The organism is Anaerobiospirillum sp. NML120511 (assembly GCF_023050955.1).
Lineage (GTDB): Bacteria > Pseudomonadota > Gammaproteobacteria > Enterobacterales > Succinivibrionaceae > Anaerobiospirillum.
Window position 1 is genome coordinate 1 of record NZ_JALKIK010000034.1, and the last position, 20962, is coordinate 20962.

The following is a 20962-nucleotide window of genomic DNA, read 5'->3' on the forward strand; positions in this document are numbered from 1 at the left end:
AAACAGGCATCAAAATCAGTGATGCCCAGATGAAATCGATAGACATGGAACCCATTGGGCCATTTCCTCTCTGGAACTATCGAATCAATGGTTTTAAAAGATCAATTTAATTGCTTACAGTTCCTAAACATCAAATCAGACCCCGGACCCATGCCTCATAGCCATGCCGCATGGCCCATATCCATGCCCAGTATACATGGCCCATGCCCAATGTCACATGGCCCATGTGCATGGTACATGTGCATGGTCCACATCACATGGTCCACGCCCCATGGCAACGACCAGCCTTGCCCTGATCCCCATAAGGTCATCAAATGCAGAGCTGGTACTGCCTTCTGGGCCTGAAGACCCGGCCGGCCACTGCCGGATCTGATGCCCTGCAGGACCGACAGGACATTGACAGTGCATGACCAGCCGGGCACTGCCGGGCATTGATGACCAGCAGGACGCAGTGAGGTCAGCGTCGGTCTGCCCTGATGATGCAGCTGACAGCCGGGGCGGTCAAATGGGCGGGCAGCAGGGCGGTCAAATGGGCTTACTGCCAGGTATGCAGGCCGATGTGAGAGCTGGCCTTGCCTCACTGTATACCAGCTGTTATAACTCCCACTCCTGGTACTTGTGGGTGAACCAGTAAATCGTCTTTTTGTTGTTCATTGCCCTGAAGCGCGCTACCAGATCACTGTCGAGCTTTTGGTTGCTTGCTGCTGACAGTTTTGCTGCCACTTTGTCCATGCCCTTTACGGCATCAATCAGCAGAGGCGGCAGAGGAATGCGTGTCAGTATCATATGATCATCTCTAACCATGTCTGCTTTCATGAGCCGCCCTTTTAGTTCTTCTTTATCAAAACTCTTAAACCTGATGAGATATGGCTTATCTTTTGCCCATTTCTTGTTGCGAGAAGATATTGAATAATATACATATGTGAGAACAAGGTATTCGTATTTTTCGATTGCCGGGGTAATATCAAGCCTGGTCATATCCACTTCCCACCACTGAGGCATGCTGTCATCCATTACCTTGATTACAGTCATGACCGACCTCATAAAGCTGGCCAGCAGCTGCAGCAGCGAGGCGTCGTCCTCATTGAGCATATGGCGGTCAACCTTGCGGCGGATTATGGCTACCATGAGGCTGAACTTGTAGATAATGTCATCGAGCATGTGCACACGTGCCACAGTGTCAGCCAGGAACTCCATTTTTGCGGCTGTATCAATCTTGTTGTTCTTGATAAGTACTGAGGCCAGCAGCAGATGGTCAGAATTATGAAAACCAAAGAGCTCTACAAAATGACAAAGATGGTCCATTATCTTGTTATGTACTACGGACTCATTACCTTTGCCCTTTCTGAGCTTATCGGGATTTTCAATCTCCGGAGCTCCGATCATCCTGAGCATGGCATTGCTGTCAGGCTCCCGGTCCAGCATGGCTTTGAGCTCCTGAGTGCTGACGTGCTCCATGATCTCAAGTACATCAAGTTCTTCAAGGCTCTTGAGATAGCGGTCAATCAATTTAACGTTATCCACTTTCCTTTCCTCTCAATAAGGCACATTCAGGAGCACTCAGACTCATACAGGCCCTTTCAGGCAAATTCAAACTCTCAGAGACTCATTGAGGATCATTGAGGCCCCTACAGGCTTATCAGGGCCGTTGAGAACATAAGATTCATTGAGGCACATTCAGGCTTATTCAGGCCCATTGAGGTAATTCAGGCTCATAAAGGTCAGTCCAGGAGCACCAGCCAGCTCCAGAACACTGCATAATACTGTACAAAACTTAAAACACAGTGCCTCATCCAGATTAATCCTGGACATGGCTGGCCAAAGCAGAGCAGGACAGTACAGGCCAGGCCAGTACAGGCCCGGCCTTGCCCTGACAGGCCATGCTGCAGCCAGTGCTCAATGGCAGCCCGGGCCTTATGGGAAGGGCCTGACTTACATGACGGACTGGCCGGACCATCCTGTATGCCGCCTGTTAATTGTTGAACTCGTCGTAATTGTGGGCCAGCCAGTAAAACTTCATATTGTTGTTCATTGCCTTGAAGCGCTCTGCCAGCTCCCTGTTGACCTTTTTGCTGGTGGCTGCCGGCAGCCTGGCTGCCATTTTCTCCATGCCCTCAACGGCATCAATCAGTACCGGAGGCAGAGCAATTCGTGTGAGGGCATCATGAGCGTTTATCACCTGTTTTATTGATGATCTCATTTTCGATATTTCTTCCACAGTGAACTCCTTGTACTTTCTGATATATGGATCGTCCTCTACACCAATGTCTTTGTCTATAGTAAAGACATCCAGAGCCATAGCGCGCAGAACTACAAATTCGTAATTATCAATAGCAGGAGTAATATCAAGCCTGGTCATACCAACTGACCACCACTGAGGCATACTGTCATCCAGGGCCTTCATGACATTCAGAAATGTTCTCATAAAGAGGCCCAGCAGCTGCAGCAGCGAAGCTTCGGCCTCAGTAAGCTTAAAGTAGTTTACATTGCTGCGGATAAGGGACACCATGAGGTAGAACCTGTGGATAAACTGGTCCAGAAAGTGGACGCGTGCCACAGTGTCGGCAAGGAGCTCCTCCTTTTGTGCAGTATTAATCTTTTTGTTCTTGATGAGTACTGCAGCAAGAAGCATGTGGTCAGAAACATGTAAACCAAAGACCTCAATGAAATAAGCCATAAAGTCCATTATGGTTGAAGGCATGCCAGGAAATATTACTCTGCCCTGTCTGACTTCATCTGGATTTTCAATTTCCGGAGCTCCAAGCATCCTGAGCATGGCCACGCAGTCAAGCTCTCTGTCGAGCATGGCCTCGAGCTCCTCAGTGCTGATATGCTCCATAATCTCAAGGATATCAGCCTCATCAAGACTCTTAAAATAGTTGTAAATTAATTTAACATTATCCACTTTTCTTTCCTCTCAGTAAGGCGCATCCAGTCTTATTCAGTGCCGCTGGGGTCATCAGATTCACAGAGCCCTTTCAGCCCCATTCAGGACCATTCAGGACCATTCAGGCCCATTGATGTCCCTCAGGCTCATAAAGGGCAGCCATGGAGCTCCAGCCAGCGCCAGAACACTGCGCGTTACTATATAAAACTTAAAACAGAGTGCATCATCCAGATTAATCCTGGGCAGGGCAGGGCAGTACAAAGCAGGGCCGGCCGGTACAGGCCAGAGCAAACAGGATATGGCCCAGGCACTGACCCTGACAGACAAGGCCATGCCCTGCCATGACAGGACGTGCTGCCGCCAGTGCTCAATGGCAGCCCGGGCCTTATGGGAATAACAGGGCCAGCATGACGGTCTGGCAGGCCATACTGTATGCCGCCTGTTAATTGTCGAGCTCGTTGTAATGGTGGATCAACCAGTAAAACTTCATATTATTGTTCATTGCCTTGAAGCGCTCCAGCAGCTCCCTGTTAACCTTTTTGCTGGTGGCCGCCGGCAGCCTGGCTGCCATTTTCTCCATACCTTTAACGGCATCGATCAGTACCGGAGGCAGAGCAATTCGTGTGAGGGCATCATGAGCGTGTATCACCTGTTTTATTGATGCTCCCATTTTCAACATTTCTTCCTCAGTGTACTCCTCGTACTTTCTGATATATGGATCGTCCTCTAAACCATTGTCTTCGTCTACAGTAAAGATATCCAGAGCCAAAGTGCGCAGAACTAAAAATTCGAAATTATCAATGGCAGGAGTAATATCAAGCCTGGTCATACCAACTGACCACCACTGAGGCATGCTGTCATCCAGGGTCTTCATGACATTCAGAACTGTTCTCATAAATAAGCCCAGCAGCTGCAGCAGCGAAGCTTCAGCCTCAGTAAGCTCAAAGTAGTTTACATTGCTGCGGATAAGGGTCACCATGATGTAGAACCTGTGGATAAACTGGTCCAGAAAGTGGACGCGTGCCACAGTGTCGGCCAGGAGCTCCTCCTTTTGGGCAGTATTAATCTTTTTGTTCTTGATGAGTACTGCAGCAAGAAGGATGTGGTCCGAAACATGTAACCCAAAGACCTCAATGAAATAAGCCATAAAGTCCATTATGGTTGAAGGCATGTCAAAAAATACTACTCTGCCCTGTCTGACCTCATCTGGATTTTCAATTTCCGGAGCTCCGAGCATCCTGAGCATAGCCACGCTGTCGAGATCTCTGCCAAACATGTACATGAGCTCTTCAGTGCTTATATGCTCCATGATCTCAAGAATATCAGCCTCATCAAGACTCTTGTAATAGTTGTCAATTAATTTAACATTATCCACTTGCCTCTCCTAATCTGTAAAATCTATTAAGATCCGTCAAAGTCAGTCCAAAGCCACATACCAACCCCCTGGCATTGGGCACGACAACACAAAACTGCAAAAGCATAAGGTCTTTGCAGACGGGGCCACAGCATGGCAAAGATCCGCAATGCCCCGGCAATGCCGGTCAAATCCCAGGCACATCCCATGCCTGCAACCATGGCAGGACCAACAAAAGGTAAAGCATACCACGCTGGCCTGAGCACGGCTACAGTGCAGAGCTGACTGCCACACCTGGTTTAGATAAGAGAGTCCCTCTGACGCCGCCAGCCCCTGTGACAGCCCTGCAGCCAGGTACTCAGTCAGCCGGGCCATGATCCCCTGACTGACCTGGTCCACTCCATACCTGCGGCCCAGACATCTGTAAGACCATGACCGCAACACCCTGCATAACATTGAGCCTGCTCTTGAGTTGCCAGACTGCCCGGCAGCCGACCGCCATACAATACACGGCCGGACCTGATATCGGCTTTCCTTATTACTGCACCCTGTACACGCTTGCTGTCCACTGGTCAGAGCATCCTGTCCTGCTACCTGATCCATTTCTAACCGCCCCAGTCCACACGTACTGTTCACACGTACTGTCCACTCGTCAGAACGTCCGGTCCTGAAGGCGATCTGGGACTGAAGGCGATGCAGTATGAGCAGAGGTGAGCTGAACTGTTCTGAGCTCAGGTGTACTGCATGTCAGAAAAATAAAGGCTGCACTTGATTTTTTAAGTTTGTCCACAGGTGGCGTATACTTTACATATCAGGGCTGTTTTCCGTGCTTTTATACAGATAATAAGTGACAAATAACATCAATATATTTTGATATTTCTACTCTTATTACAGCACATAGTGTCGTGATTTTGGGCATATTTTCATATGATGCGTAATTTAAAATGTTAACCAGTAACATTTTGCCTGTGGTAACATTACAATAAGGCACATGCCTTAACTCGCCCAAAAGGCACGCCCGTGCTGTATGAAAGCTGACTGTGACGGGCTTAACAGCTGCTGCAGCTGCAAAATGCTGATTACTGTCATACAAGTTTTCACGAATCTATGTTTTTCAAACATATTCTCTTTAGTATGATTATCGCGCTCTGCAGTTATTGCCTGCTCAAGGGCAAAATAAACAAAAGGTGTTGTGGTCAATTGCCTTTACAGGAGAAAAGTCCTGTCAGACATACAAAGGTCCTGCAGGTGTTGCAGTATCAGACTGCAGTAATGTCACATGCATTCCCGCTTTTGCCACATAAACAGCTTTATTAACACAACGTGAGACCAGACTGAACGCCCGGCTTCCAGATCGGAGCGGCTCACAGCATACAGATCGGTCCATGCTGCTCAGGCAACTGCAGCAGCTCAAAGCGATCTGAGTGCTGTTTGACAGGTAAGAGCATCAATCACCGTCTGACACATCTCACAATCTGCAAACTGAAAGACATCAGGTATTACATCAAACAGGACTTTCAAACCAGTACTCATATAAATGTGCCAGCGCTGTAATTAAGCATGGCCGCCATACTGTCATACTTTCAGTACATCTTATTCTGCCGCCTGCATGCTGCGCGCAGAATACATGCTAACCTGCCCTTCCAATCTCACATCCCGCCTTATAACTGGCAGCGGGCCCTGGGCAGGAGATGGGGCCGTCCCGGCGCCATAACCATGCCAGTTTATATCCCCAGGTATTTATCACTCTGCCTGATATGCAGCTCAAGAGGACCTGCTCGCTCAGGACCTGTTGGGGCCACACAAAATCCTGGCAGGCTCTGCAGTCCATCAATGCGCTATATGGCTGATGCGGTCTGCTGCGGATGATGGAGTCTGCTGCGGCTGATGCGGCTAATGCGGTCTGCTGCGGTCTGATGCGCCATGCGGAGCCCTCAGGCGATGCCACCTGCTGAGCCATGCGGCGCCAGGCGGCGGCCATCATGTGATGGTCCATGCAGCATCTCCATGGGCTGCACCATACTGCATATCTGTAAGGCCTGCGCTATCGGACCAGTTGATCTGCAGGACATCAGCCTGTAACTGCTGACAGATACCATGAACAGGTTCATGGCTGAACACGAAAGTGCATCGATGCATACTGATGCAGTCAAAGACACAAGGTTTGCCTGCCATAATCGCAAAGGCTCAGTGGAAATTACCTGAAAACTCTATTGTTTATTCCTCTAAGACAGCCATATCCGGGCTGTCCTGGACACTACTGTCTGTCATTTTCCGTATCACGCGACAACACCAGGAGAATCACATATGTATAACACCAGGGATTTTGCGGGTTTATTCAAGCGCAGCTTTAACAGCATTGCCGGCACCATCGCCGACGCAGCCAGACTGTACGGTCGAAAATCTGCCCTGGTGGCAGCTGCATTTGCCATAGCTGCAGGCTCTTTGCCTGCAGCTCATGCTGCTGACAGTAATGATGACATCAACCTGAGCAACGAGAACCTGATTGTTATCCTGGCTGCCGCTCATCCTTTCGTAACAATCAAAGACAGTTTTCATCACCTGGGCGGTCTGGATGTAGCACTTATTAAAGAGCTGCAGAGACGTACCGGCTTTAAGAATAAGAGCGGCAAGTATGAAATCATGAGCTTTGGCGAAATGATTCAGCTGGGCCGTGCCGGACTGGCCGATGTTGTTGCCGGCGCCATTACATCTACTGAAGAGCGTGGCAAGTACTACACCATTGCCGAGCCTTACGTCTACAACTCTGTAGTAATCGTCACCCGTGCCGGTGATCGCATCAAAAGCACCGAGGACCTCAATGGCCGTACCCTAGCCATTCAGACCGGAACCAACATCTCAGGTCTGACCTCCAAATACCCAAATATCAAAACCTATGAAACCCCGTCCACCTTCATGACTTTCTACGCCGTATCACGTGGTCTTGCTGACGCTCTGATCATCGACGAGATCATTGCCCGTGAGTACATCGGTTCCTGGCCTGACTGCGGCCTTGATGTTTCGGCCAAGCTCCCTGACAGTGAAGGTGGCATGGCCCTGCTCTTCAAGAAAGACAGCCCTTACACAGCCAAGCTCATGAAGGCTTACCAGCAGATGATTGATGACGGCACAGTCAAGAAGCTGGTTGAACAGGAGCTCAGGGTCTACTTCAGTAATAATATGTAATCTTATTAACTGCAGTAACATCAGCCCACCAGGCTCCACATGAGAAAAAGGCCCAGTGCCCCAGGCTAAGATTAAAGCCTGAATGCAAAACAGCCATGGACAGCTCCCTTATCCGTCATGCTTAAGCCTTGCTGCAACAGCAAGGCTGTACAGCAGTAGTGCTCATAAGTGGAAAGCGGATAAGACCAGCACAGCCCTGCAGCATCAGGACCTGTACCAGGAGCTGTAGCATGCCTGTTTATGGCATGACACTTTACATAATATTAAAGAATGTGACCTGTATACATTTACCGGTTCTTCTATAACGATTCAATCTGGCAGCTGTCTCCGACCGCTGCCATTTTTTTTCATCACCTCAACCACTCTGCCCCAATCGTGCTGCCAGCCACCAGTCCAGCCCCAGCCAGATCTCCAGCCCTCCAGGCCGCCTGAACTACCGCCTCTCCTTATATCGAGCTGCCAGATCTGACTCCAGCCAGACTGGCTGCATGACAGGCGACCTGCATTCCCGCTAACCCTTATATCTGTCTTCCTGTGCGGTTGCCTGGCAGAGTGCCAGACGGGGTGGGCTCAGGTCTGTCTTTCTGGCAGTATTGCCCGGCTACAGTACTTTTGTTCAGCATTCATCATTGCCATGGAAACCCCGGGCATCAAGTGCCTCTAATACCTATTGTCCAGCCGGTAATAGAACAGAGATAACCCAGTTCGGAGCTGTGAAACTGCTGGTCCGCGACTGCCTCTGTTCATACTCAATAAAGGAGGCTGCTTGCCTGGGTAAGAGCATCTGAATATGTGTTTATCACTGGGCAGCATGGTCCTGTGTCATGGAGTCTGTATGCTCAGCTTTGTGACTACATCTGATTAAGTGGCTATTGTGCTGTGATACAGATTGGATAATTACTTGTTCAGTAACAGGATAATATGGGGTTTTTCTGGTACTTTTGGATGGGGTTAGCTGCATTGATCTGATTAGACAACAGCAGTTTTTTACCATTGGTAATACAAGTCAGAGCTGGAATTTTTGTCTGAATCCCTGCAGCCTTTTAATGTGCACTTTCCTCAGCAATATTCAATGTAAATGCTTTATTTATCGCATTTTATTGCTGACAGCAGCTAAAGACACGGCCCTATATAGAGCTCTTGTTGCTGGCAAACAAACAGGAAACTTGCATTTGAAAAGAATTTATCAAGAAAACTGTTTGATAGATACTACAAACTTGATTATACTATGCGCACTTTCTGATGGTTCTTATGCAATATATGTGAGACTAATCACATAAACTATGAACCAGCTGAAATACGAAACGAAAAACTGGCCGCCAGAATTTTTGCTTGTTGTTTCTGCGGTCTAGCTGTCGGTGAGCAAATCAGGCTCAGTTGTCTTGCTGGCCTGCTCATTTTCCGACTCATAATAATTATGCTGTAGATCCTGTCTGTCATTATGGCTTTATACGACCTGCAGAAAGCGAATCTCATCCTGCTTCCTGCCCTTGCCTGTGACAGAAAAGTAATATTTATTGTTATCGCAGCCCATTAATATCAGGGCCAGTATCAGAATTAAATATATGGACCTCAATTGAGAAAGGCAGATTCTACGCTCAGAACTTTCTCCACAAATGGAGCACCAGTCATGCCCCATAAGCTGCTCAGCACAGTTACAGTTGCTTTCTAAAACGAAAAGCCATGCATCAGACAGCAAAGAGCTTTTTGTTCTGCAGATCTGTACTTGCCGCAGCAAGGCTCAGGCTACACCCTTGATGTTGCCTCAGTAAAAGCAAATCCATAATCGTGAACTCAGGTACAGACCGGAACGGTGAGCGCTTTGGGACTTTTTGTCCAGCACCGGAAACGCTTACACAGCTTCAGGACCGAGCCTGAACCTGCCCCATTTAACAGGCAGAATAAGGGCAAAAGCTGAGTGTATACCCTGCAGTGGATGTGCTTTTTCAAAGTGAGCCTTACGCAAGCCTGTATATAAAGTCGTATCCAATGCTTATCCACCTTTTATTTCTGAAGCTCAGCTTCATGGGATCAGCATTGTGCGCTTTTTATTCAGGCTGGTGCTGAGGTCTTACTTAAACAGCTCATGTGTCCGCAGCTGTGACAGCCAAAGCTGCTGCTCTGCAGGAACTTAAGAGCTTAAATTACGACAAACCAGCAACTGACAAAATTTGGAGATTATCATGAATACCAGCGCTCAATACCTGTCTCAGACAGTTGAGTCCTCTACTCAGTCAGATGACTATCAGTTATCAGCCACTACTGTGAAGAGCGCTGATGGTTCTGACACTTGCAATACTGTACAAAAGACAGAAGATATTGCATCAGGCAACACTGGTAATGGCATGACCTCCGGTATTTTTGAGCGTTTGCTTCCAGCTGTTAAAAAGAGCACAGCTGCTCTTGCTGCTGCAGCTGCCCTGATGGCTCAGTTCATGGCTGCACCATCTGCGATGGCTGAAGGTGAGCTTTCAGGTCAGCAACTGGTAGTTGCCATGTCAGTTGCTCCTCCTTTTGTCACCATGAAGGGAGATTTTGCCCATCCTGATGGCCTCGATATTCAGATCATCAAGGAGCTGCAGCGCCGTACCGGCTTTAATACCGGAACTCAGGGTTATGAGTTTATGAGCTTTGATCAGCTGGTTCAGTATGCCCGTTCTGGCCAGAGCGATATCGCAGGCGGCGGTGTAACCTACAGCGATGCTCGCACCAGATTCTACGATATCACCAAACCTTATCTCTACAACAATCTGTGCATTGTTACCCGCAATAACAAGAACATCAGCGGTATCAAGGATCTTCAGGGCAAGTCCATTGCCGTTCAGAACGGTATCGATCCTGCCATGATTACAGGCGGTCAGAGCGGCATCACCATCAAGCACACTCCTACCATTTTCATGACCTTCTACATGGTTGATCACGAGCAGGCTGACGCTCTGATCATCGATGAGATTATTGCCCGTGACTACCTGGAAATGTGGCCACACGGCACCTTAAAGGTTGCTGCAGTCCTGCCTAATACCGAAAGCGGCATGGCCCTGTTCTTAAAGAAGGGCTCACCAAGAAATAAGATACTGATGGCTGCTTATGACGACATGATGCGAGACGGCACAATGGATAGCATTATCAATCAGTACATCAGTGATCGTCACATCGATCTCAAGTACAGACTTGGCTCCCTGCGCCACTTTGGCAGCCAGCTGCCTGGCACAGCTACAGCCTCAAACGTATCTCAGTCCTCTAACGACAACAGCAATGGGGCTTCATCAGAGCACAGCGTACAGGTCAACATGTAGGATCTGACTGGCATCAGTGACATATAATACCCGGCACTGTCAGTGCTGCCATATGAGCTCTGACACCTTGCGGCTAAAGCCTGCAGACGGTCTAATTTCCGGACTCACCTATTCAGAGGAGCACTGCAGATACAAGGACCGTACGAACAGCTGCAGACAGGGAGGGCCACAGGGACATAAGCTGCCCTGAGCTCCAATAGACCCGAAAGCACCTGGTCCACGTCAGTAACTCAAATGTCTTCCTTGCTGTTGCCATGATTCAATTATCATGGCTGAGCACTGAAGCTCAGCCTGCACAAAGATTTTGCCAGCTGCTATAAAACTGCCTGATGCGGCTTCAAACTGAAGCATACCGGACGCTAAGGCGTTTAAGCAGCGGAGCTATCCAAACACTGTTAATCAGTCCTGAAAAGGCCGTTTCTCTCGCTTTATCTACGGCATCTTTTCAGTGGCGACCTGCACTGTCGCCGACAAAATCGCTCAAGGCCCCTGCCTCACCAGCAGGGGCTTTTCCTTTTTCAGCAACCACAGCTCCATGATAACAGCCACAGGTGAGCAGCACAGGGTGACCTCATAAAAACCCCGCCGGGCCACAAAAGAAAATCAAACGCCATTGTGCTCATGTAATCCGATACCAGCCCCTGAAAGCCTTATCCAACGTATGGCCGCCTTATGCAACGTATGGCTGCCTTATGCGAGGTATGGCTTCCTTACTCCTCCCCCTGCGGTACTCATCTCATCTACAGCACGAAGTCAGCCTCCATCCTGCACGCGCAGCCACAGCAATCATAAGTGCAAGGCACAAGACAAGGCAGCAAGAGCAACTCCTTGCTTCGTGGTCCAGGCTCAAAGGTTCATTGCTCCTGGTTTACTGGCCATGGCCAGGTAATGGTCCATTGTCCACAGCTCCTGACTACTGTGCATGCTCTGTGGTCAACGCTCCCGATTCTCATGGGCGGCAACAGAGCACAGTCTTATGCCATCTTTGCTCGTCTTCCTTTTGGCTTAGCTGCCCATATTCAAACGCTCTTCTATGCTGTCAGCGCCAGGCATTGCATTAATACCTGCCCAGGCAGCTGCACGAACTTCAGCAATGCGTCAACACTGCCGCCTTCCTTAAGCATTAGTGCTGCTCCTTGTCCTGCTCCATAAATCGTGCACCGTGGCAGGCACATTTGCATATAACATGTCAGTGCGCTGTGAGCAGCACATCTGGCCTGTCTGTCCGGATGCACCAGCAAGGCAGCCTGGCAGCAAGGCAGCAAGGCTGATGTACTGACTGGTTAGCTGCTCCTGTGCAATGTTGCGGGCTTTTACCTGCTGTTTGGCAAGAGCAGCTGTCGCTGGCTCATCGGGGGCTGTGGAGGTAATACCAGGAGATCGGACGGGGCTTGGCATGCACGCCATGCCCTTATGACGGTCAGATTCGGGCAAGTCCCTGTTTAAATCAGCCGGGAAACAGGGGACAGGGCGGCTGGACAATGGCAGTGCTGGCAGCCGGGGACTTTTACGGTCCAGTAGCCTTTGTAAGATGAAGGCATGGACAAAACTGTGGGTAAAGGTGAAAAACCATGCACCGCAGAGCATCGATATAGATGCAAAATTATCACATCATAATGTTCTGGCACGATTATTGAGGCCTGATAAACAGGCCAATGACAACGATTACACAAGCATAGATGGGTTGCATGACTATGTTAACAAAATCATAAAATCCATGATGTTATGTATAAAATGTTACCGGGCATCAAAGGCTGTATCTCCGGGATTTCGATGGCTCTCTACCACGTAAATAAATGCACATTTATTCTGTAAAAATTATAACTAGGGAGACATTTTTACGATCGCTTTTGGTGCGGATGATTCTTATGATAACAATTATCAAAAGCTACTGATATGGGAGTGAAAACCGCCTGATTTTCAGCACTGATGCGCCTCTACGGAGTACATGGATCTCCTTAATACAGTTTTCCTGATTAAGCCTTTGTCACGTTTTTGGAATTTTCTCCGTGCACTCTATTGAACACGGGTAATAAACGCGTATTATGCACACTAAACGCGGATCACGTTGTTACCTGCATGACCAGGCAAGGTTTTTGTCTTTCCTGCTCAAAAGCACGGTTACAGATGTGCTCCCCGGCCGGCCTGGTCGAATTGCTCCCGGGCTGCGCTATTCAAAACACTTCAATCTCTGTTAGTTAAACAGTTTTCCTGACAAAGCACGCACGCTCCGGCATGCTGCCAGTGTCAGAGCCGCTGAGGTTTCAGCTTTGGCGGTCAGATTTTCACAGATACAGGACAGCACCTGTCCCTGACTGCAGCCAGTAGCGCCATGCAATGGCTGATGCTCAACTGCAGCAGACGGTGACTTCAAGTTCCGGATGAGTGAGAACACCAGAATGTATCTCAAGGCATGCCTGATGTGCTAATCGGCAGCCAGTGAAAAGAAAACTGTTTTTCTGCTGTAGCAAACAGGTTAGCAGGCTTTCCGGATGGACAATTGCAATGGGCCTTGCCCAGAGCAGTTTCCACACTGACGGAGAGTTAGTTCTCCGCAGATCACCCGGTCAGGGGTGACGGCAGGCTTTTCTCTAGAAGATCGCCTGGAATTTATATGACATCGATGTTCCAGAAGAGGTAACCGGCACCATTATCAGGTCCGTTCCTCATGGGCAGCGAGGTCCGGCTTTTTTCCTGAAGATGCAGGGCAACACGTGAGTGTCCCTATAAATCCAGACTACGCATCAGGTTGATAACAGCAACTGTCCTTCCGCCAGGATGGAGGCTCTAAGGTACAGTGGCCTGCGAAGGCCCGTACCGGTGAGTACTGTGACAGGACCAGCAGCTGCTGTAATCATGCATATAAGGGATAAAATTCAGAGATTGCCAAGAGGTAACAATCAAATAAACATAAGGAAGAAAATCCCGGCAGCGTTGCCAGGAATTCGTGCCGTTCCTTGTCCGGCATATTTTTTCTGACTTCGGTCAGATCGGAAACATATGGAAGAATGCTGAAAGAGCTCAATCAGGCCCGATCAGCAATATAAGTTATGATTTATGAGGGCATCCTGACGTACCCGGCCTGTATACTTCAAACACGTACAGTCCATTAAGGTCGTTATTTGATGACCCTTTTTGCAGACAGGTCAACGGGCAACACCTCCCGCTGTCTGTATATTGGTAAGTAAGCAGTACAGTCGTTACATGCTTTGACTGTATTTGCAGGAGTAAAGCTACGATCCCTGTCAGGTCGTGCAGGCAACATAAGGCATTTCAGCCAGGCTTAATTAAGACTGTGACCTGTTCACAGCCTGTAAAACTACTGTCTGTTTCAGGCCACTGCAGCTCTGTGATGCTGCAGCGGCCTGCACAGAGCTCTCAGCTCAGCTGCAGGTAAGGCGCTGTGCCTTAGCGGTAGCTGAGAAATGTGGCGCCCTGTAAACACCATATTCGTCTGTTCGGGTATTATTCCGCAGGTGTCAGAGTATACTGCCGGCAAGTAGCTCCCCGTGAGCAATCCTGCCTGGCGTGTGCCACGAGACCAGGGGAACAAGTCCGCAATCAAGCGCTTATGGCTGCTGCGCAATACAGATACTTACTTAACAGCCAGTAAGGCAGCTGGTGCAACTGCAAAGAAGCATCTGCCGCCTGAACAAACATTCACGTCATAACCGGCTCTTTTTGGAGCATTATGACGAATTTTAGGTTGTCACCTGTCTGGCATCTGGCCCGGGTCTCACCCCGGACCAGATGTCTCAATCCCATCTCGGTGCACTCGCACACCACTCCCCAAACAAAAACATCATCTTCAATAACCCAGGCAACATATTCTGCCCAATCATATTGATGTATATCAATCAATAAAAATCATCTGTAATATTCATGCCCTTTGCCAGAGAACATAAATTTTTCATCACAAGCGCCAAGATTCCATCCCGTCTGGACAGACTTGCGACCTTGCGCCCTGAATCATCACCATCAATACCGCCCATTCATGCTGCATTAAACATGTACCTGTCCCCAGTACCCATGCCAGATGACAATCCGACCAGTAAAGCCCTGAATGTGGCACTGCAAAGCAGGACAGGGCAGGGCAGAGCAGGAAGGCCATGCCTGAGCTCTGACCTGCCAAGGTGCAGGACACGGTAGGCAAAAACGCCCAGGCCAGGCTCAGGCTGCCAATGTAAGCAAGACCATGGTACTGCTGGCCATGGAACCATGACCATGACAGGGATGCTCAAAGCTGTCCTGCTGCGGTCCAGCCCGTAACAGGACAAGTACCAGGGGAGACAAGCCGCCTCCATCTCAAGTCAAGAAGACCAGGCAGAACTCAGAGCCAACAGTCTGGCTCGCGTATATGGTCAGATTAATAACTTTTGCTTTAAGCCGGCTGGCGCTCGGACAGAGGGCATTGAGGTGGCTGGCACTGGGGCAGTAGGCATTGAGGTGGCTGGCACTGGGACACCGGCATTTAAAAGGTTGGTGTTCGGAGCTTGAGCATTAAGAAGGCTGCGCTCGATATTCGACATTGAGGAGGCCATGGTACAGGCCAGACACTACAGCTGCTGTGGTCAAGTAAAGCTGCGACCGGGCCGTGGATGTCTTAATCAACATGAGGGGGCTTTGAACTTTTGCCTGAGCCGGGCTGTGCCTGTGCTGGCATTGAGATGTGGTGACTCGTGCCTTTCAGGCATGTCAGAAAGAATTACAGGGCACCTCTGAGAAGCCAGCAGCTGATATCGATAGAACCACGATGCAGGATCAGGTAACCGTGAAAAGGCCTGCTCAGAACAGGACTCAAGGAAAAGTACTGTTACATATGCCTATATGGCGAACAGGGAAGATACAGAATGGCAACGAGCTATATCTGTTGGCAGTGATATGCCTGATGCCCAGCAACAGAAAGGCCCGCAAGGAGAAATGGCTGTGTTATCGACGGTCTGTCTGTACTTCTGGCTGCGAAGAAGCTGGCCGGATGCGGCGCCCTCCTGGCTGCTGTTGGTTGCGAAGTGGCTGGCCGGATGCAGCGCATTCCTGGCTGCTGTCGTAAACGCTTGCCAGTGAACAGACAAAGGCAGACGCTTTTATCATTATGGAGGGAGCACGGCTTTTTAATGGACGCGACTGCTGCGGGCTTTATGACCTTGCTGGACGGGCTGATGCTCGATTTGTAGTTCTTCAATCCGGTCAGCGTGCCTTAGTGTGCACTGTAACTCTGGCCAGGCAGATGTCGGTTCTCCTCCTTTTCAGAGCTGTGTTTTACATTCAAAGGCTGTGCTTTGCAGTGGATTTACATAACGTTGTGAACGTTTAGATCCATAAACACTCACCAATGCATGCATATAGAACGGTTTTTTACGGAAACTTGTGAACTTCCGACTTTCTGCCTTTTGCATAAAAATGCAACGTTTTGCATTCGTTGTATCATGTTGTTACAGCAAAATACTGCAAAATTTTGCATTGATTGTTTACACAGGGTCGCATTGATACAACTTGTATACCAATTTCAAAGGGCTTTTCGCTTGAATGTTTTTTAACAAAGCACCCCTCAGGAGCTCCCGTTGAGTGTTTTTGAGCCATGATCGTCACATCAAAGTTAACATTCAATCTGCACTATAATGAATGTCCAATATAGATTGTCATACATACTTTCCCGTGTGAAAAATTTTTTACATTTCTCAAGTAAATGGGATTCAGACCTGTTTGCGGTGTAAAATATTGCTTCGTAACCATCAAAATTTACTCATGATTTCAATGGCTTATACAAGCCATTTGTGAGCCAGGTCAAATTTTTAATGTGACTGGGAACAGGGGCGGAATTTTTTCACTCAAATTTTGTTTAGTGAATTTTCTTTCCTGTGTACTGAATATCAGTGATTTTATCCTTGACACTTGCGCTTTTTTGCATATTATTTACACTTACTAATTGCAAACAAGCCATATTATTTTGCTGAAAAACGATATGCCGTATGCATTTATATGAATGGTACGTCAGCTCCTCCCATGGTGCTGTTAACTTACAGCAAACACTTGCGTGACTTTTTATGCTCGTGCAGCACAGTGGATACTGCCACATGCAGTCTGGTGTACTGCTTCATATAAGCACAGCAAACATATCCATGTACTGTAATGTGGTCGGCCTTGCAGACTGCGCAGCAGACACGGACACGAGCTGCAGTATCAGCAGAGGCAAGCCTGATCTTACAGAAGCAAAGTAAGGAATAAGGACGAGTCCGGCGTATTAAAACGTCGGCAAACATGCAGAAGCTCATGCATCATAAGCATCAGGAGAGAAAGAAGCCCACCTTCGTTACAGCTGGTTTTACCAGCACATGACCTGCCTGCGCAGCATTCCGCATTAAACTTCATATAAAGCTCATATAAAACACAGTGGACCCGGCCAACAAGCAACACTCAGATGAGATTTTCCGGATACCCAAAGAGCTGCCGTTTGTTTGTATATATTTTTTAAGGTGAGATTCCGTCAGGCGCTCACTAAGCCATGGGTATAGACGCCCCCAGGAATTATTTACAGGTCATCTGACCTTAGTACATGTACATCAGTGCGTAACCTCAAGCGCGTGCTCATGGAGGTTACCTCCCGTCATATACAGCTGTACCTCCGTATGTGCTGCACATATTCACCCTCAGGCATAACGGTCTGCACGGATGTAGCGCAGGAGAGCACAGGCTAATGTGTCCATGCAGCTTAGCTTTTAGCAATGACATAAAGTACGGGTTCTGCAGACCTGAAGAGCATCAGACGCCTGAGGTCAATGATTTCCCGCAGTGCAGCATGGCTGCAGTAAAACGATTTTTTCTTTGTGGCGCTGTCCTGCCGTGGAGCCGTGAGGCTGGGTGGTAAGGACAGTTTGTTAATAACTTGTACCTAAATCTGCTTACAAGGTGTATTCCTGCGTACAGCATGCCCTGTCAGCTCCTGCCGCTCCCTGCCCGCTTTCCGGTGCACGGCACCGGGAGCTCAGGTGATGGCGGCAGGCTGGGCGAATCACCTCCGGCAAAGTTCATAGCCAAACATGCCTGTTGCCCCGTACGGGGCAGTTAACGGTATGTGAAGATGTGAATGCCGGTACGGTGAGTTCAGGCAGACAGCTGTAGCGGATGTGGCTGGTCTATCATTATGAGCTTTTTTGCATCATCATCAATTAAAACAAAGCTTCTTTCCTGCTTCGTTATTATTCTGATCCTCTCCTGCCTGGTATCAGGACTGTCCATCAAAGCCATGTACAGCTCCATCAGTATCGCAACCGACCTGCAGGATAAAATTTCTGTCGGTTTCCGCCGCGTCACAGCAGTATCCAATGCACTTGAAAACTCCAACGAGTACATGGTGTCCTATCTGACTCCTAACAACCAGAGCGACTCCAACCGTGCCCGTCTGGAAAGCTCCATCGAGGAGCTCAACCGTGCAGTTGCCGGTCTGCATGCTGATGATGAAATCCGTGTTGCTGTTGATCAGATCAGAGCTCAGACCTCCAAGTACATTCAGCACTACAACAATGATGTTGTTTCCCTGATTAAGGCTCACCGTCCATATGAGGCTCTTGAGGTATACCTCAACGTCATCGCTCCGCTGACCAGCGAAATGAAGGAAAACATCACCAAGATTACTGCTGTACGCTTTGGCTACATTGAGACTCAGTCTGCTGACCTCATCCAGACCACCAGCCTGATGTTTGTTATTGGCCTGACCTTTGTTCAGATCATTCTGAGCATTGTCATTGCCATTTCCATCGCTTCCTCAATTCAGCGTTCCATCAAGGTACAGTGTGACGCCGCTCAGGCCCTTTCAAATGGTGACTTCACCTATCACTTCCCACCTTCATCCCAGGATGAGTTCGGCGTTCTGAACAACGCCATGGTATCCATGGCTACCAAGCTGCGTGAGACCATTTCCCATGTTGTTACTCTCTCCAACGAGATCAACGAGTCCATGAAAAGTGTTGAGGAGGCCTCCTCAAACATCTGCGACGCCATGTCCCGCACTGAGAGCCAGGCCATTACCGTTGCCGCCTCTGCCGACGAGATGGTCGCCACCACCTCCAACATTGCCAAGAACTGTGTTGAGGCTGCCAAGTCATCTCAGGATTCCTCCGAACTTACCCACCAGGGTATGGACAGCGTAAACGAGTCCGCCAGCTCCATCATGTCTCAGTACGAGCAGATGAAGCACAACGCCACCACCATCCAGTCCCTGGTTGACCAGGCTCAGAAGATCGGCTCCATCGTCGGTACCATTGACGAAATCGCCGCTCAGACCAACCTGCTGGCTCTTAACGCCGCCATTGAGGCTGCCCGTGCCGGTGAGGCAGGCCGTGGCTTTGCCGTGGTAGCTGACGAAGTTCGTGCCCTTGCTACCCGTACCACCTCCTCCACTCAGGAAATCCGTGGCATGGTGGACCGCATCCAGGCAGAAACCACTCACGCTACCGAGGCTATGCAGGCCAACCTCGACAACATGTCTGAAGTTGCTTCCAATACCTCTCACGTTCAGGAGACTCTGTCTAACGCTCTGAACTACGTAAATGAGGTAAACGCCCAGATTACTCAGATTGCTACCGCTGCCGAGCAGCAGACCTCTGCAACCTCTGAAATCTCCAACAATATGCAGAACATCACCCATGCTTCAGCTGAAGTATCCCGTGTTGCTCAGGATGCCCGTCATATCTCCGTATCCACTTCCGAGCGTCTGCATGATCTGATTCAGAACCTCAAGTTCTTCAAGATCTAACCCTCAAGGAAAACCTCCGTTTTCCATAGAAAAGAGCCATGAGCCTCCCGGCCCATGGCTCTTTTCATTTCCGCACAATCTGCAACCCTCCCTTTGGCCAGTCTGAACCGTCCTCCGGCCCCGCGCTCATGCGTAGCTCCCTTACCCTGCCCTGCTGACCTGACGGTCATCAACGCGCACGACCACTCCCGACCTGCCCGCCCCAGACCGTGCCGCTGCTTTGCCACCCTGCCGACTTGCCATCCGAACAGCCCCGACCAGGCCGCTTCTTCGCCATCCGGCCGACTTGCCATCCGAACAGCCCCGACCAGGCCGCTTCTTCGCCATCCGGCCGCCTTGCCATCCGAACAGCCCCTTACAGGCCGCTTCTTCGCCATCCGGCCGCCTTGCCATCCGAACAGCCCCTTCCAGGCCGCTGCTTCGCCATCCGGTCGCCTTGCCTCCCGGGCTGTCCGCTGTCCTGCTGCCTGACCTGGCCTGACCTGCCGCGCGGCTCCACCATGCCAGGCAGCAGTATGAACCGTTATCCTCAATAGGCAACTGCGCCGCGTATCTTTCTCGACATCAACAGTATCCATGTGTCGCGAACTGTCCTGGTGTAAAACTCTGGTCATGACAGTCTCTGACATCCTCCTGACCGGTCTGAGCAGTATGCACCTGGATTTCCCGATACCATCGGCTCTGAATGTATATGTGACAGGGGTGCTTGCCGCTGTATTCAACAACCTTATTCCCATGACATGGCTCTTATAAGATACATATGCCCATCAATGTATATAAGCAAATCAGGGATGTTCATGCTAATGGAACCGGTACATTCTGGTCTGGAATCTCCGTGCGATGTAACAGAGCTATTGCAAAGCCGCCTGATATGGATAATATAAATAGGACAAGTTTGTGCATGAATCCTGCATTTATCTCTATTAATATAAATATGTCTATATATATGAATAGAGATGTTTGAGAAGCTTAACACTGTGCTTAGCTCTCATCTATGTATTACGGCATGCCCCTGTGCAAGCGCATTTGCTTTCTCATGCTTTAACAGGAGCTTTCAAATGCAAAAGTGTCAGCCGTCGTACCAGTGCAGTTACTACCGGGAGTGCACTCATGTTACTGTTAACCAGATGATAATTTGTTGCATCTACATGTGTATGTAAAAGGTGAAAGACAGGTCAGATTATACTGACCATTTGATCTGCGCGATAATTGCCGTCCATTTTTGCGTCAATATCGCACCAGTATCAATGACTTGCTTACTAAAGGAGTTTTGTGAAAAGGTGTGTGGCAGGAACAATCAAACGTTCGTAAACCTGTCAATATCCTGCTGCCTGTAGTCACGTTAACCATATCTGTTAATTCGTCCAGAATCACACACTGTCGCCTGGATGCCCCAGGTTTTCCTTTGAAAGTCTTATGTCATCTGCAACAGTATCTCTGTCAGATACAGGACTTACCAAAAACCTGGATTTCTTTATTCACATCTG

7 protein-coding genes are annotated in these 20962 nt (G+C 49.1%); 3 read left to right on the forward strand and 4 right to left on the reverse strand.

From position 1 onward, the window contains the following. Positions 1–594 precede the first annotated feature (594 nt). From MXE39_RS09445 to MXE39_RS09455, 3 genes are all read right to left on the reverse strand, one after another. A complete protein-coding gene (locus MXE39_RS09445; protein ID WP_246978716.1) occupies positions 595–1524 on the reverse strand; it encodes a hypothetical protein in 930 nt (309 codons plus the stop codon). Between the two features lie 448 nt (positions 1525–1972). Beyond that, positions 1973–2905, reverse strand: a complete 933-nt coding sequence (locus MXE39_RS09450) for a hypothetical protein (protein WP_246978717.1) — start codon at positions 2903–2905, stop codon at positions 1973–1975. A gap of 424 nt (positions 2906–3329) precedes the next feature. After that, on the reverse strand, positions 3330–4262 hold the full coding sequence (locus MXE39_RS09455) for a hypothetical protein (protein WP_246978718.1): 933 nt from the start codon (positions 4260–4262) through the stop codon (positions 3330–3332). Between the two features lie 2286 nt (positions 4263–6548). Here MXE39_RS09455 and MXE39_RS09460 point away from each other — a divergent pair. Together MXE39_RS09460 and MXE39_RS09465 are read left to right on the forward strand one after the other, a co-directional pair. Next, positions 6549–7427 (forward strand): transporter substrate-binding domain-containing protein, encoded by an 879-nt coding sequence (locus MXE39_RS09460; RefSeq protein WP_246978719.1) that lies wholly within the window; start codon positions 6549–6551, stop codon positions 7425–7427. Between the two features lie 2171 nt (positions 7428–9598). Next, the gene (locus tag MXE39_RS09465) at positions 9599–10723 is read left to right on the forward strand and encodes a transporter substrate-binding domain-containing protein (RefSeq protein ID WP_247074013.1); all 1125 of its coding nucleotides are present in this window, start codon (positions 9599–9601) and stop codon (positions 10721–10723) included. A 3857-nt stretch (positions 10724–14580) separates the two neighbouring features. Here the strand turns inward: MXE39_RS09465 and MXE39_RS12995 are convergent. Continuing rightward, positions 14581–14715: a hypothetical protein gene (locus MXE39_RS12995; protein ID WP_281503446.1), complete on the reverse strand. Its 135-nt coding sequence runs from the start codon at positions 14713–14715 to the stop codon at positions 14581–14583. Positions 14716–17864: 3149 nt separating this feature from the next. On the opposite strand from MXE39_RS12995, the gene MXE39_RS09470 reads away from it, so the two are divergent. Next, positions 17865–19475: a methyl-accepting chemotaxis protein gene (locus MXE39_RS09470; protein WP_246978721.1), complete on the forward strand. Its 1611-nt coding sequence runs from the start codon at positions 17865–17867 to the stop codon at positions 19473–19475. Positions 19476–20962: the final 1487 nt, after the last annotated feature.

Excerpts from the sequence above, each read along its gene's own strand:
- MXE39_RS09460 (WP_246978719.1), top strand. The coding sequence starts at position 6,549 with ATGTATAACACCAGGGATTTTGCGGGTTTATTCAAGCGCAGCTTTAAC.
- MXE39_RS12995 (WP_281503446.1), bottom strand. The coding sequence starts at position 14,715 with ATGGGCGGTATTGATGGTGATGATTCAGGGCGCAAGGTCGCAAGTCTG.
- MXE39_RS09470 (WP_246978721.1), top strand. The coding sequence starts at position 17,865 with ATGAGCTTTTTTGCATCATCATCAATTAAAACAAAGCTTCTTTCCTGC.